Annotated in this window: 13 protein-coding genes; 4 read left to right on the forward strand and 9 right to left on the reverse strand. The window is 44.2% G+C overall.

Going from position 1 to position 14,323, the window contains the following annotated elements:
- The first annotated feature begins 58 nt into the window (after positions 1-58).
- The 4 genes from N746_RS0108100 (at position 59) to N746_RS0108115 (ending at position 4,709) form a co-directional block, all read left to right on the forward strand.
- A complete protein-coding gene (locus N746_RS0108100; protein ID WP_029935611.1) occupies positions 59-1,192 on the forward strand; it encodes a 4-phosphoerythronate dehydrogenase in 1,134 nt (377 codons plus the stop codon).
- A gap of 177 nt (positions 1,193-1,369) precedes the next feature.
- The gene (locus N746_RS0108105) at positions 1,370-1,942 is read left to right on the forward strand and encodes a DUF302 domain-containing protein (protein ID WP_029935614.1); all 573 of its coding nucleotides are present in this window, start codon (positions 1,370-1,372) and stop codon (positions 1,940-1,942) included.
- A gap of 440 nt (positions 1,943-2,382) precedes the next feature.
- Positions 2,383-3,669: an OmpP1/FadL family transporter gene (locus tag N746_RS0108110; RefSeq protein ID WP_029935615.1), complete on the forward strand. Its 1,287-nt coding sequence runs from the start codon at positions 2,383-2,385 to the stop codon at positions 3,667-3,669.
- A gap of 218 nt (positions 3,670-3,887) precedes the next feature.
- Positions 3,888-4,709, forward strand: a complete 822-nt coding sequence (locus tag N746_RS0108115; protein ID WP_029935617.1) for an SDR family oxidoreductase — start codon at positions 3,888-3,890, stop codon at positions 4,707-4,709.
- 101 nt (positions 4,710-4,810) lie between these two features.
- On the opposite strand, the gene N746_RS0108120 is transcribed toward N746_RS0108115, so the two are convergent.
- Genes N746_RS0108120 through cpaB form a run of 9 tightly spaced genes read right to left on the reverse strand, consistent with a single transcriptional unit; the run spans position 4,811 to position 14,323 of the window.
- Entirely contained in the window at positions 4,811-5,425 is a 615-nt protein-coding gene (locus N746_RS0108120; protein ID WP_029935619.1) for an outer membrane beta-barrel protein, read from the reverse strand.
- A 28-nt stretch (positions 5,426-5,453) separates the two neighbouring features.
- On the reverse strand, positions 5,454-6,722 hold the full coding sequence (locus tag N746_RS0108125; RefSeq protein ID WP_029935622.1) for a hypothetical protein: 1,269 nt from the start codon (positions 6,720-6,722) through the stop codon (positions 5,454-5,456).
- Complete coding sequence (locus tag N746_RS0108130; RefSeq protein WP_162173036.1) at positions 6,719-7,342, reverse strand: tetratricopeptide repeat protein; 624 nt, start codon at positions 7,340-7,342, stop codon at positions 6,719-6,721. Before N746_RS0108130 ends, N746_RS0108125 begins: the two co-directional genes overlap by 4 nt.
- 5 nt (positions 7,343-7,347) lie before the next feature.
- Positions 7,348-8,244 carry a type II secretion system F family protein gene (locus N746_RS0108135; protein WP_029935627.1) on the reverse strand — a complete coding sequence of 299 codons (897 nt, stop codon included), beginning with the start codon at positions 8,242-8,244 and terminating at the stop codon, positions 7,348-7,350.
- Positions 8,245-8,249: 5 nt separating this feature from the next.
- Positions 8,250-9,194 (reverse strand): type II secretion system F family protein, encoded by a 945-nt coding sequence (locus N746_RS0108140; protein WP_029935628.1) that lies wholly within the window; start codon positions 9,192-9,194, stop codon positions 8,250-8,252.
- A complete protein-coding gene (locus N746_RS0108145) occupies positions 9,194-10,591 on the reverse strand; it encodes a TadA family conjugal transfer-associated ATPase (protein ID WP_029935631.1) in 1,398 nt (465 codons plus the stop codon). The genes N746_RS0108140 and N746_RS0108145 overlap by 1 nt, the downstream gene beginning before the upstream one ends.
- A complete protein-coding gene (locus tag N746_RS0108150) occupies positions 10,588-11,877 on the reverse strand; it encodes a CpaE/TadZ family protein (protein WP_029935633.1) in 1,290 nt (429 codons plus the stop codon). The genes N746_RS0108145 and N746_RS0108150 overlap by 4 nt, the downstream gene beginning before the upstream one ends.
- Entirely contained in the window at positions 11,874-13,454 is a 1,581-nt protein-coding gene (locus N746_RS0108155) for a type II and III secretion system protein family protein (protein WP_245603355.1), read from the reverse strand. The genes N746_RS0108150 and N746_RS0108155 overlap by 4 nt, the downstream gene beginning before the upstream one ends.
- Positions 13,451-14,323, reverse strand: coding sequence for a Flp pilus assembly protein CpaB (gene cpaB / locus N746_RS0108160; protein WP_029935637.1), 873 nt, complete (start codon positions 14,321-14,323; stop codon positions 13,451-13,453). Before cpaB ends, N746_RS0108155 begins: the two co-directional genes overlap by 4 nt.

A 14,323-nucleotide genomic window follows, 5' to 3' on the forward strand; every position in this document is an offset into this window, starting at 1 on the left:
AAACCCTTACCCAATGCGCACAACTCGGCGATGGGCGACCTATTTTATGGAGCTTAGTATGACACAAAAAACCCTCATTATTGATGATGCGATTCCTTATGCACAAGCCATGTTTTCGCACCTGGGCGAGATCAAACTGGTGCCCGGTCGCGACATTAATGCCGATTTAGTACGCCACGCCGATGCACTGATTGTGCGCTCACGCACCCAAGTGAATGCCGCCCTGCTCGATAGCAGCTCAGTCAAGTTTGTTGGTAGCACCGTGGTGGGGTTAGATCATATCGACCAGGCCTGGTTGGCGCGAAATAATATTCGCTTTTATTCAGCCCAAGGTTGCAACGCCAATTCGGTAGCGGAATATGTGATTAGCGCCCTACTCGTGTTAGCCGAACAACATCACATCGATTTATCACAACAAACCCTTGGCATTATTGGAGTGGGTCACGTTGGCAAACTTTTACGACAAAAAGCACGCGCACTCGGCATGACCTGTTTATTAAATGACCCACCACGCCAACAAGCGGAAGGCCAAGCCGAATTTACTGGGTTGAATAACTTACTTCAACAAGCCGACATTATTAGTGTACATACCCCTTTAACCAAAACTGGCGAGTTTGCCAGCTTCGATTTACTCAACTCAAACAATATGAGCTTGATTAAGTCCAGCGCTATTTTAATTAACGCCGCGCGTGGCGGCATTATTAACGAGCAGGCCTGGTGCCAGCTTCATAATCGCGCCAATGTGATCGACTGCTGGCAAAACGAACCCCATATTAATGCCGAACTCTACGCCAAGGCCGATATCGCGACAGCCCATATTGCAGGGCATTCGTTAGAAGCCAAAGTTGCGGGTTCATCTATGGTGTATCAACAATTGTGTGATTTTTGGCAGGTCACAGCTCAAAATGACTGGCAAAAGCAATTACCGCCCGCACCTAAACCCCTAACCCCACCGACGAGCCATAAAACCCAAACCGCCTTGGCACAAATACTAAAACAAGCCTACGATATTGTCGCGGACGACCAAGCCATTCGCGATAAAAGTGTAAACAATGTGCAAAACCAATTTGAATTACACCGCCGTCAATACCCAATTCGACGAGAATGGAGATGGCACAAACTGGAGTCTAGTGCACAATTTGAACTTAATAAAACCCTGAAAGCACTTGGATTCCAAATCAAAGATGATTAAGATAAGAAATCCCTAATATTAGAGAATTAGGGAATGCTAATAAAATTTTGTTATCACAGAACAAAAAATTTGATTTTCTCTTTTGCAAAATATAAGAGTAATCTTATTTCCGAAATCAAGAAAGCGTCACACTTTGTGCTCTTTCGATTAGAAAACCAAATTAAAGGATGTACTCACATGAAAACCATCACAATGCTAAAAGTTGGCTTCCTAGCCGGCATCATCGCCTTAATGTCAGGCTGTGGCACAATGAAAGCAGCAGGCAACCTTGAAGAAGGCGCTTGGGGCACTTTCAACGAAATCTGGGATCGCTGGGTTGAAAGTGAAGGTGATATCGGTTGGGCGGTAGTATGGCACCGTAAAGTAGCGGACGATCTAACCCTACAAGACGTTATCGACAGCATCAACGACGTAGCCATTCAAACTCCTGGCTTAATGAATGTTGGTGAACTGCCTTTATCTTCTGAATTGAATGCTCGCGGCATTGAATCAGACGTAATCCATATCATTTCTGCATGTAACCCAGAAACCGCTCGTCACATGCTTAACTTCAGCCCAGCCATGTCCGCTTTCCTACCTTGCCGTGTAGCGGTGGTTGAACAAGAAGATGGTTTACATCTTTACACCATGAACATGGACATGATGGTAAAAATGGGTAAAGAAATGCCACCAGAGTTAAAAGAATTAACTATGGACGTACGTAATGCAATCTGGAAAATGATGGAAAATGGCGCAACTGGCGCATTCTAATCTGACCCGAATCTAACGATTCATTGCATAAAACAAAACCACCAGCGCCACCAGGCCTGGTGGTTTTTTTATGCCTGAATCAAACCCCCTTCTGTCACTCTGAGCAAAGCGAAGAGTCTCAAACCCAGTCCACCCGCCACAAGATCTTTCACTAGGTTCAAGATGACGGTTAAAAACCGTGTCATGCTAAAAAAAGATGCATCCCCCAAAAACCCGCTCATTCATCAAAAAAACTTATACCAATATACGTATTTCAATATAAGAACATCATTGTATTATCAAAAACTTATGTCACATTAATTTAGCAAATACCCCATAAAGTTTTTTGAATTATCTTTTTTGTTTCAATTACGCGATAGTAACGTCCAACGCAGGATGTGACCTCGCGCTACACAAAATAAAGTCTTAAGTATAAAAGATCACTAAATAAGGATATTCAAATGAAAAAAACCAAAATTGCATTAGCCATCACCGCAGCGGTCATGGTTTCACAACCAGTTTTAGCAACCAACGGTGACCACCTAATCGGTCTAGGCGCACAAGCACGCGCATTAGGCGGCACAGGCGCCGCCGCTTTCTTCGGTTCTGAAAACGCTCTAACCAACCCAGCTTTGATCGGTAAAATGCAAGGCACTGAATTTGCGATTGGTGGGACTTTGTTTAAGCCGAATGTAAAAGCTGAAACGGATGTTGCAAGCCAGACTGGCCCAGTTTCACAAACAAGTGATGCTGACACCAACATTATTCCTGAAGTGTCTATGGCGACTCGCATTAACGAAAATTTAGTCTTTGGCCTAGGCATTTACGGTTCAGCCGGCATGGGTGTTGACTATCGTGACAACGGTGGTGCAACAGATGGAATGGGTTTGTTTAATGGTTATAGTAACTTGCAGATTATGAAGTTTGCTCCAACTTTAGCTTATAACACAGAGCAATATGGCATTGGTTTTGCGCCAGTTATCCAATATGGTTCACTTGATATCAACCTTAAGCAATATGATACTAATGGAACACCTCTGAATCCAGCTGATGACGTTACTCATAACGTTGGTAACGGTATGTCAACCGATTTAGGTTATGGCTTTAACTTAGGTGGTTATTTTGACATTTCTCCTGAACTAACAATCGGTTTAGCTTATCAGTCTGCTATTGCCATGAAGTACAAGGATCAAATTACTACTGCTGCAGACGGGTTTAACCTTCCTGCTGGAACATTTAGTGATGACCTAGAGCAACCAGCAGAATTAAAAATTGGCGTTGCTTATAACATGGGTAATATGATGTACACTGCTGACTTTAAGCAAATCGCATGGGGCCAAGCTAAAGGCTATAAAGATTTTAACTGGGATGACCAAAATGTCTTTGCCTTAGGCGCAAAATACTCTGGTAATGGATATTGGGCAGGTGTAGGTATCAACCATGCCGAAGACCCAATAAAAGAAGTAGATGACGCAACAGCAAGCGCTCAAGCTAATGGCTTAGCTCAAGCTACTAACATTTTTAACAACCATTTCTTCCCAGGTATTGTTGAGACTCATTTTACAATCGGCGGTGGTTACGAATTAACTAACCGCATGACTTTGGAGGGTGCAGTAGTGTATGCTTCTGAAGTTAGCAAAACTGTAAATACAGGGTATCTATCTCAGCAAGCTACTGCAGATGCAACAACTCACGAAGTTACTCACTCGCAAATCGGTTATACCGTGTCATTGCGTATGAACTTCTAAAAAACCGTAAGATCAACGCGTGCTTCGGCACGCGCTGTTTTCCTCCTAATAGAGCTTTAGCCAGACCTAGTCTGGCTTTTTTGTATCTAGCTTATATACTGTACGCTCCAACCTGCGCTTAAAATTTCCTTCGAAAATCTTTCGCTACATCTTTTTTATTCCAGCAATTTTGTGCATACTACACCCAAAATCCACCCTCACATTTATATAGGGACGTTATGGCGAAAATACTCATTGCTGGCTGTGGTGACATAGGTTGTCGTTTAGGACTTGAGCTGACGGCCGACGGCCACCAGGTTTACGGTTTACGCCGCGATGGCGACAAAATCCCCGAACCCATGATCGCGATCAGCGCCGATTTAACCAGCGAGGCATTAGAGCTGCCGAGTGATTTGGACACGGTGTTCTACACCGCGGCTGCGGGTAAATATAACGACTTTGCCTATTACCAAGCTTATGTGGCGGGTTTGAAAAATCTGTTGCATGCGTTAAACGGTCAAAAGCTGAGACACTTGTTTTTTACCTCCAGCACCTCCGTTTTTAGTCAAAACGAAGGCGAATGGGTAACCGAAGACAGCTTGGCCGAAGAGCATAACTTCTCAAGTCGTCGTTTATTAGAAGGCGAAAACCTCGCCTTAAACTCAGGTTATCCGGCGACGGTGGTGCGTTTTGGCGGCATTTATGGCCCAGGCCGCACCCATATCATCGATTTGGTGATGAAAGGCAAGGCGCATTGTATGGAGGACGTATACAGCAATCGTATCCACACAGATGATTGCGTCGGCATATTTAAACACTTAATGAATCTAGATAAAGCGGACCCGCTTTACATTGGCGTGGACAACCAACCCACCCAGTCCTGTGAAGTCTATGAGTGGCTAGCCGAGCAATTAAGCGTGGGCTACATCGAACACACCGAACCCACCGAAAACAGCCGCACCATGCGCAGCAACAAACGCCTATCCAACGCCAAAATCCGTGAGAGCGGCTATGAGTTTAAATACCCAACTTACCAAGAAGGTTACGGGAGTTTGATTTAACCCTACCCTATCATCCTGAACGTAAGTGAAGGATCTTAGAGCTGGAGGGATTCGGAAGGAGACTCTTCGCTTTGCTCAGAGTGACAGAACCGACCTGCTCATCAATAATAATACAACCAACTCAAACCGATAGAGTCGCGCTTCATTTGGCCGGTGTTATCAAAACTATCGCGGCTCTGTAGAGACAAGTAGTTTAACTCAACCGTATGACTAGGGTTCAGTTTAAAACTCGCGCCCACGCCATACATAAAGCCATCTTGGGTTTGTTTATTCACATCCTGTGCAACCCCGGCATTCACTTCGCGTGTTTTATATTGACTAAAGTTATAACCTAGAGTGGCATGTAAACCAAGCGGTTGCGGTTGCGCTGACCCTTGACCTTGCCATTTAAACTTAAACAACCCACTAACATCATAAAATTCGTCAAATTGCATTTCGACATTAAAATCCGCATGCTTGATGTCAATTTGCTTTTGATTAGTGGATACACGAAACTCCGCATCTACCCAGGATGAAACTTGGGTTCCTACAGTAAGCACCAGGCCTGGTACTTTGGTGTCTTTAAAGTCTTTTACCTTGATAGTTTGCTGTGCGACCCCCAATCCTACATAAGTATCCGCATCCATCAAACCAAAATAGCCGGCTCGATCTGATGCTTGCGCGCCTGATAGCAAGCCTAATCCAATTAGCCACGACCAAGTTTTCATCCACTTCATTTTGTACCCTTATCTTTATATGACGGTTTTAATACCAATCGCCCCAAATAAATGAGCCATACCAGCGCATGTTTCGAGTCACACAATCCACATCTTGATAGCTTCGTTCCCAGCTGATAAATGGCCAGGTGAAACTCATAATCATCCATTGTAAAAAACTGACCTTGGTTTCACGTTGCTGTTCAACGCAACTTTGCTGCAGATATCGGTTATTTTCCAAGTAACTTAAACAACGGGTGACTTTGCTATCGTTTACCGAGTCTTGCGGTATGGTGGATTTATCACTATAAAAAGCCGACAAGTTAGCGACATTAGTATTATTGGTGTTAGCGATACACATGCCCACGCGCCCAACATAAAAATCACCGCTGACTTTTTCAGCTTTAGGCATAAAACAACAACCCAGTGTGTAAACCGTTGTGCCGTTATAGTTTTTATGCGTAATGCCGCCTGATGGCATACACGGGCACATAAAAAAATTAGATGAACTAACGCTAACCGGGCTTTGGTAATTGACCATTTCAACTTCAGACACATCAGTTGAACCTAACCACTTGTCCGGCACATCGAAATTCAGGTATTTCTTCTCCGTTGTACTACTTGATTTGGTTGGCATGTAACCATACTCACAATAGTTTTTACGTACGGCGTCGGCCTCAACGGTATCGGTTTCTTTTTGTCCCATAATGGTTTCATATCCGACTTCAGGTTCGGCGGCAAGACAAGCGTTATAACGACTTTGACAAAAACAGCCACCGCCAATATCTTCTTTTTGTTTTTCAGACAAACCATAAATAGTTCGCCCTTTGGGTTTAAACCAATCAAATTCACCAATAAAACTAGACTGTTGGTAAGTTAACTCAACCGCAACCGCGCTAAATTCAACAATGTCATCCATATTATTTGCCAATCCACGCGGGTTGGAAGCATTCATTGACAAAGGAGTAAAGCGGGCATTATCACCCTGCCCTTCAATATTACCGAACGTCAGGCTGACATTGATTGCCTTGTCTTCGCCCTCTTCCGGTATCTGGTTATAGCCGAGCTGGTTAAGCAGTTGATCGACTTCTTTAATCGCACGCTGTGGATCATCCGAGTCTTGACGAATGGCTATCTCAGCTCGAATCGCAACCGGCGCCACCGCCGTGGCATGGTTCTCTAAAACTGATTGCTGGGTCATTTTGTCGCTGAGTTCTAATATCATTAAGAAGCCCGTTAGCCCAGATAATACCGTTAAAATCCCTAACACAGATATTGACCCAGTTTGTCGAATAGATTGTTTAGTTTTAATACTCAAGGCTGACTCTCCTGCTCCTGTATTTGACGTAATAACGCCAAATTATTTCGCGATTTTTGATTAAGCGGATCGAGGGCTAAGGCTCGATCAAAATAGGTTCTGGCCTGCGCTAAATTCGATTGCAGTAAAGCACTAAATCCCAAATTATTTAATCCCGCCACTTGTACATGATTTTGTTCGTCTAACAACCAGGCCTGGTAGGTAGTTTCCGCCGCCTCATATCGTTCTAACTGGATCGCCGTGCGTGCAAAATCGGCTTCGTCTGAGCGCGTATGCTCTTCAATTTTTAAAAGTTGTTCACGGGTTATATAAGCTAGGTCTAGCTGGTCTTTTGCCTCATACACACGCCCTAATAAACGAAATACTTCCGGTTCATTTGCATGCGAACGGCGCAGCTTTAACAGCAATTTTTCGGCTCTTTCCCACTCCGCACGATCCATTTGTAAACGCACCATATCCATCGCAAACTCAAACTGCGACTCCTCGGTTAAACTGTCAGCCAATGGCTTGGTGTTTTCAGTCGGATCGGCCGACTCATTTTTTGGGGTGTTTGCACAACCACTCAAACCGAGCGCGGCGAGTAGTAAAACCATTGAAATAACTGAGGTGATCGTTTGCATTGTTTTTACCATCCTCTGGCCATCATGACGAACTTCTCGCCAAGCATTAATATGAAATACGGCAGCATCAAAAACGGCAAAATCACCACCGCCATTTTGGCTGAAGCTTGAGCGGCTTTATCGGTCATAATTTCTTCTCGCTCATCGTACATCCGCTTTGAAAAGGCTCGTATTGAGTCACTCACCGGGCTGCCGAGTTTTTCGTTTTGAATCAACAATAGAACCAACTGCTCAATATCTTTTATCGGGTTTCGGCTAGCGAATTGACGCAGCGCTTCTATTCGCGGCACACCTATTTGAATCTGCTCTAATAGGTAGTTGAATTCATAACTGATATCTGGATGCAGATCCTTTAATTCGTGCGATACACGTTTAATCGCCACCATCCAACTTAAACCTGCGTTCATACAAACGTTGGCCATATCCAAAAAATCCGGCAAACTTTGGCTAATACGATTAAGGCGCAACTTAGCTAACCAGCTTAAAAAATGTTCGGGAATTAATAATGAAAACACCGGCAAAATAAACACGATTGGCCAAGGCGCAATTTGCGCCACCCACAAAACCAGACCGATTGCCAATAAAGCCAGTACAAATAATGTTTTCAAAAAATAGAATGCTCCAATATGTTCGGCCTTTCTAAATCCGGCGCGCACCAATTTGATTTGAATTTTCTGCAGCTCTTTTATGTTTTTAGAGCCTAAATAATTACCGACGACACACCACCAACAATTATTGTGTTGGGTTTGAATTTGGCTATAAAGCTGACCAACTCCCACGCGTGATTTGAGTCGTTCGAGTTGAAACAACTTGTCATGCTGCTTAAAAAACAACCGCGTTAAAGAAAACACACTGACAAATACCAACAAGCCTGTTACCAATAATAAACTCAAGATATCCATAGGCCTTAAAACCTTATTTTAAGCATGACACGTAATAACACTGTGCCGGTTAACATTAAAAATAACGAGCCCCAAAATAACTTTTGGCCGGTGGGGTCCGTTAAAAAGAAGGTCATTGAGTCTGGCTGAAACAGGAGTTTGTAAGCTAAATAAACCAATGGCGCACCGCCAATAAATAAAGCGGTAAAGCGTGATTCGGCGGTTAGGGATTTTAATTTGGCTTGAAAACGTTCACGACGGCGCATCATTTTGGATAGATCACTTAAAATTTCAACCAGTTGACCGCCGGTCTCACGTTGAATAATTAAGGTGACAACAAAATATTGCGCTTCGGATAAGGTGATACGACGCTGAAATTCACGCAAAATATCACGCATACTAATGCCCAGTTGCAACTGTGAATTCACTTCTTTTATTTCTTTGCCCAAGGGATCAGGAAACTCATTCGCGACCAGATTAAGCGCACCATCAATACCAAAACCCGACTGTAGAGCACGCACTAACGTATCGAGCATTTCGGGAAACTGTGACTTTATTTTGGCCTGACGTTTACGCTGTTTAAGCCAAACAAATAAAGCGGGCAAAAACGGTAATAAACTCGCCATCAACAAGGCTTGATGATCTTGACTACCCATACGGGTAACCCAAACATAAACCGAAATAAACACCAGTAACGATTGCACGACGATTAATTTAATAATGGCGGCGCGCTCTATTAAACCGGCTTGTTTTAGCTGGTTTTGCACGAGGGTATAAATTGGGAAGAACTTAATTAAACGACGTTTTTGTTTATTCAAGCCATCTTGTGGACTTGGATCCAGGCCGATACGGCTTAACATCCGGTGTAAATGTTCAGCCGTTTGGCGTTTTTGTTTCATTTGATGAATCGCCACCAATATGCCAAACGGTAGCATGATCGCCAAAGACACCAGCACAAAGCCCAACTCCATTAGAAGACCTCGGTTTCAAAGTCAAACAAATTGGACGGCAGAATAATGCCGGAGTCTTCACACTTTTTGCTGCAACTTGGTCTAAGCCCAGTGGCGCTAAACACACCTTTACTCAGACCGCTAATCGGATCTTTTTGTTGTTTAAACTGGAAGATTTCCTGTAATACGACATTGTCTTCTTCAACTCCGGTTACTTCGGTAATCGATTTAATCCGACGTTTACCATCGCGCCCACGCTCGACAAAGATAATTAAGTCGATGGCGCTCGAAATTTGTTTGCGAATCGAGGTAAATGGAATATCCACCCCGCTTAAGTTAATCATCAATTCCAATCGAGAAATGCAGTCGCGTGGGTTATTGGCGTGCAAGGTAGCCAATGAACCATCGTGCCCCGTATTCATGGCTTGCAACATATCCAACACTTCGCCACCACGCACTTCACCCAAAATGATTCGATCTGGGCGCATACGCAGTGCGTTTTTTAGCAGTTCGCGCTGTGAAATTTCACCAATACCTTCAGCGTTACTCGGGCGCGACTCTAAACGCACTACATGATTTTGCTGCATGCGTAATTCGGCACTGTCTTCAATCGTAATCACCCGTTCGTCTTCGGGAATTAAGCCAGACAAAATATTCAATGTGGTGGTTTTGCCTGAGCCGGTTCCACCGCACACAATCATGTTTAAACCGGCTTTCACCGAATACTCCAAAAACTGATACATTTCTTCGGTCAAAGCACCAAAAGTAATCAGGTCTTTCGGGCGTAAATGCTTGTCGGGAAAACGACGAATCGACACCACGATGCCATCCACTGAAAGCGGTGGGATAATCACGTTTATACGCGAACCGTCGGCTAAACGCGCATCGACCAATGGAGAGCGTTCATCTACACGCCGGCCAGTCACATAGAGCATGCGATCTACCTTATTGCGCAAATGATCTTCACTAATAAATGAAATATTGGTCAGTTCTAACTTGCCAAATCGTTCTACATAAATTTGGTTATAACCGTTAATCAAGATATCTGACACGCTGGGGTCAGCAATCAAGGGTTCGATAGGTCCGAGGCCATAAATTTCGTCCAACAACTCATAGCTGAGCTGGCGCACTTCGAGTTCGGATAACGGATAGCCCATTTCGTTGGCGACTTCATGCACTAACTCTTCTAATCTGGGGCGTAACTCTTGACGAGTTTCTTTACTATCGGCTCGATAAAACGCATCGTCCTCGGCCGCTTTACGCTGACAACGATCTTTAATTTGAAAAAAGTCGTCTTTTTGCGATTGCTTAGCCAAGGCAACTTTGGCTTTTTCGTTTTGAGTCGCAACCGGCGAATTCGGAGCGGTATAGTGTTTTTTGTTTTCGTCGAATTGTTTTAATCGATCACGCAAGTTCATGATTTGACAACCTTAAGTTCAGCTTCGCTAGCAACCGTTTTTTTCGACTTAAACTTAATATTGCTGATGGTTGGTTTTTTAAGATGCGACAGCAAACTCTGTTTCACAAAGCCCATTAAAGAGCGTGTGGCTTTCTGGCTGGATTCGTCGCGCAATATTTCATGATGGGCGGCACCATGATGCAGAAGCTTGGCAATGCATTCTAATTGCTGGTTGACTCGAGATTTAGGTGCAAATTTATTGATCAGCTCGCCTTTGTTGAGCGATTCATTAAATAACATGTAATCGTTATCCACATAGGTGGTTTGGCCAGCTTCTAACATTTGAATGATTTCTTGCAAACCTTCGTCAATATTTGATTGATTTCGGTTCATCAACAAAGTCATCGTGCCTTCGGAATAACCTAGTCTTTTACCAAGTTGAAGCACTTTATTAACGGAGCGCAGTGATGATAAGGAAGGCTCTGCTACCAAAATAATATTGTCAGATACATCCAAACAAGAAAGCGTAACATCCGATAAGTTACTCGCACAATCGATAATCACGTGATCAAAATAGCGGCGTAACGAGGCAATGATTTTTTTAATGGTTTCGCCATTTAGGCTATCCAATTCGGTCATTTCAACCGGCAAAGGTAACAGAAACAAACCCGATTCATGCTTGCTAAGTGACTTATAGATTAAGTTGTCATCGAAACGGTTAATGTTGTGAATAAAATCGGTAATGGTATAAAGCTGACGTTCTTCCATATTCAAGTAAAGCGCGGTATCGCCCAACGGCACATTTAAATCTAAAATTACCGCATGTTGATCCGTCATGCTGCGAATATGTGAGGCTACATTGGTGGCCAAAGTGGTGCAACCAACCCCGCCTTTTAAGCTGAAAAAGCTCGACACCACCCCATTTTTACCGGTGCGGCGACGATCTTGCATGTGAATAATCGATAGAATCTGAAGTACTTCATACGGACATTCAATAAAGCCTTGAACCCCGTAATGACTGGCTTCGATAATAAAATCCACATCTTTTTGCTTTAATAAAATATAAAGCGGCACACCTTTCGATATGGTCAAAATGTGCGCGATATTGGATAAAGTAGCGGCCTTTTCGCCATCAAACTCCATTAAAACCAGGTTAACTTCTTGTGGCCAAACTTTGGGCGCGCCCGCGAGCGATTCCATCGTGTATTTACTGCTGATGGCAACGCGTACCGATTCTTTAAGGTCTTCGTCCTCACCAATATAGAGTGCCGATTTTAAAACCAGGTTGGTCGCTTTTGAGGTCATAATGGGCTCTCCAATCCAATTTTGATACTTGTTGTTGGCATAGCACTAGTATCGGGCGGCAACATCTTGGCCACCTTGCCGAAAATAAAACCATCCAATGCACTTGGACGATCCAAATCTTCACCTGGCAATTTCACGTTTTGGTCCGAATTAATCGGGTCTTCAAATTTAGCGGTCACCATAATCGCCAACTCGGACTCATCTTTTTCATAGCTAGTCGAGCGAAATAACGCGCCCAAAACCGGAATATCACCTAAGAAAGGTATTTTGTTAACACTGCTACTGAAGTTGTCTTGAATCAAACCACCAATTACAAAACTTTGGCCGGAAGCCAATGTAATAGTGGTCGCGGCTTTACGCGTTTTGAACCCCGGTACGATAATGGTGCCGGCTTGAGTGCCGCTGCCTTGGTCTATATTGCTGATTTCAGGTTCAACCGTCATTTGAATATTGCCCTGCTCCGTCACAATCGGACTAAAACTCAGGCGCACACCATATTCTTTAAAACTGACCGAAATCGCATCTTCGTTTTGCGCCACCGGAATCGGTACTTCGCCCCCCACTAAAAAGCTGGCGGTTTCGCCCGATTGAACAATCAACTCTGGCTTAGCTAATACTCGTGCTAAATTATGTCCTTCGAGCATCGATAGCACCCCAAATAAGTTGCCCCCGCGTGGATTAAAGCCAAGTTGAAAGCCATCTTGATGCGGAAAAGACAGACCTGCTTGGGTACCCGAAGCCACACTATCAACATTTAATAAAAAACTGGCGGTTGTACCTAAATTACCCGGTGGGAAGATGCCATAGCGATCGCGTTTATCACGCACCGCAAAACCACTTCTAAATGGATTGCCTTTGGTGACTTCGGCCACTCGCACCGACAAGCGAATTTGTTTAGGGCCGGTAACATTGATCATATTAACCACGCTTAAACCCAGCGCAGAGATGACGGAATGAATGCGTTTTTTCTTGGCGGCATTGTTCACTTCACCGCTTAATATCACCATGTAATTGCCCGCCAAGGATTTCACTCGAAGCTGGCCGACGTTTTCGGCATCCTGTAGAACGGTTTTATCCTGACGCCCTAAAATACGGGCGTTGCCATCACCATCAACCTGATTCCCCACTTCATCAATTTCGCGGCGTACTGAAGATTCTGGGTTAATCCAAGCGGTTCTTAATTGAAAGGTAACGCCGCCATCCGGATCTAAATCACGCATTAAGTCGGTTAACGCGTCCATAATTTCTTCGTGACGTGACTGGTCTGGGGTGATTTTTAACGAAATCCTTACATCTTGATTAGGCTTATTTCGGTACCACAAAATGAGATCGGTACGCCCTGCTTTTTGGCCGCTCACTAACAATTCGCGATTATTGATCACCTGTACACTGGCTAAGTCAGAATTAGCGACCATGGCTCGCTGCAAGTCAGAATCGAGCTTAACTATTTTGCTTTCGGTTTCCATCATTTCATAAACCGACTGCACCGCAGATTGGACAGAAAAAGGTAAGCCAAACAGAAGCGCAATTAATGTGAGTTGAGCAAAGCTTAAATTTGAGTAGGTTAGTTTGTTCACTTTCTGATTACCTCTTGCACTTGTCCGCCCTGCATAATTTCAATAACTTCACGTTTGGGTTTTGGGGTATAAACAGGTCGATGCTGCGGTGATGACTCCATCACTTTGACATTGACACCATTTGAGTTAACCAGGGCGACATCGGTGGCATTACGTAAAGCCAAATGCACCGTGCCCACATTCACGGCTAACGCCAACTGTTCGGCTTGATTGGTATCCACATTCAAAGTCACCATCGAACGTCCTTGCGATGACGCCGACTTTTCATCCGATTTTTTGTTCTCAGAGCGGGAATAATTGGCCTGGTCTCCCACCATCAGAACTTCTATGTTTTCCAAAACAGTTCGGCTAATCATGCGACTGCCATCCGCGCTTTCAAACACACCGATGACGTCCACATGATCGCTGGGGCGTAACAAACCGATTAAGCCACTTTCAGGACTCACCGGAATTCGCACAGCGCGACGTCCTTCGTCTAATAAACTTCCCATTCCAGTGTTCGACTGGCTTTCGTCTGAGCCAATTTTGCGATCAATAATCCATTCACCGGCATATACGGTTTGGTTTAATACATGCCCGACTACCGCTTGGGGATCGACGATAACGCCTTTTAATACCACGCCTTCGGTCGGCACGTTTAATACCGTAATGTCCTCTACCTCAATGCGTTCGCCGCGATACAGATCTCGACTCGCCACCACCACACTACGTAATTCTGGCTTTTCGACCACCGTGACGGTTTTAACAGCCACTTGTTGGCTGGCCTGGTCCACTCGGCTTTGCACATAGCCGTACACAAGCAATATCGCGAGCATGGCGGAAATAAAGGCAACGCCATACAGCACTAAATCACTTTTTTTAGCTTTCAT

Source organism: Thiomicrospira pelophila DSM 1534 (genome assembly GCF_000711195.1).
In the GTDB taxonomy this organism is placed as follows: domain Bacteria; phylum Pseudomonadota; class Gammaproteobacteria; order Thiomicrospirales; family Thiomicrospiraceae; genus Thiomicrospira; species Thiomicrospira pelophila.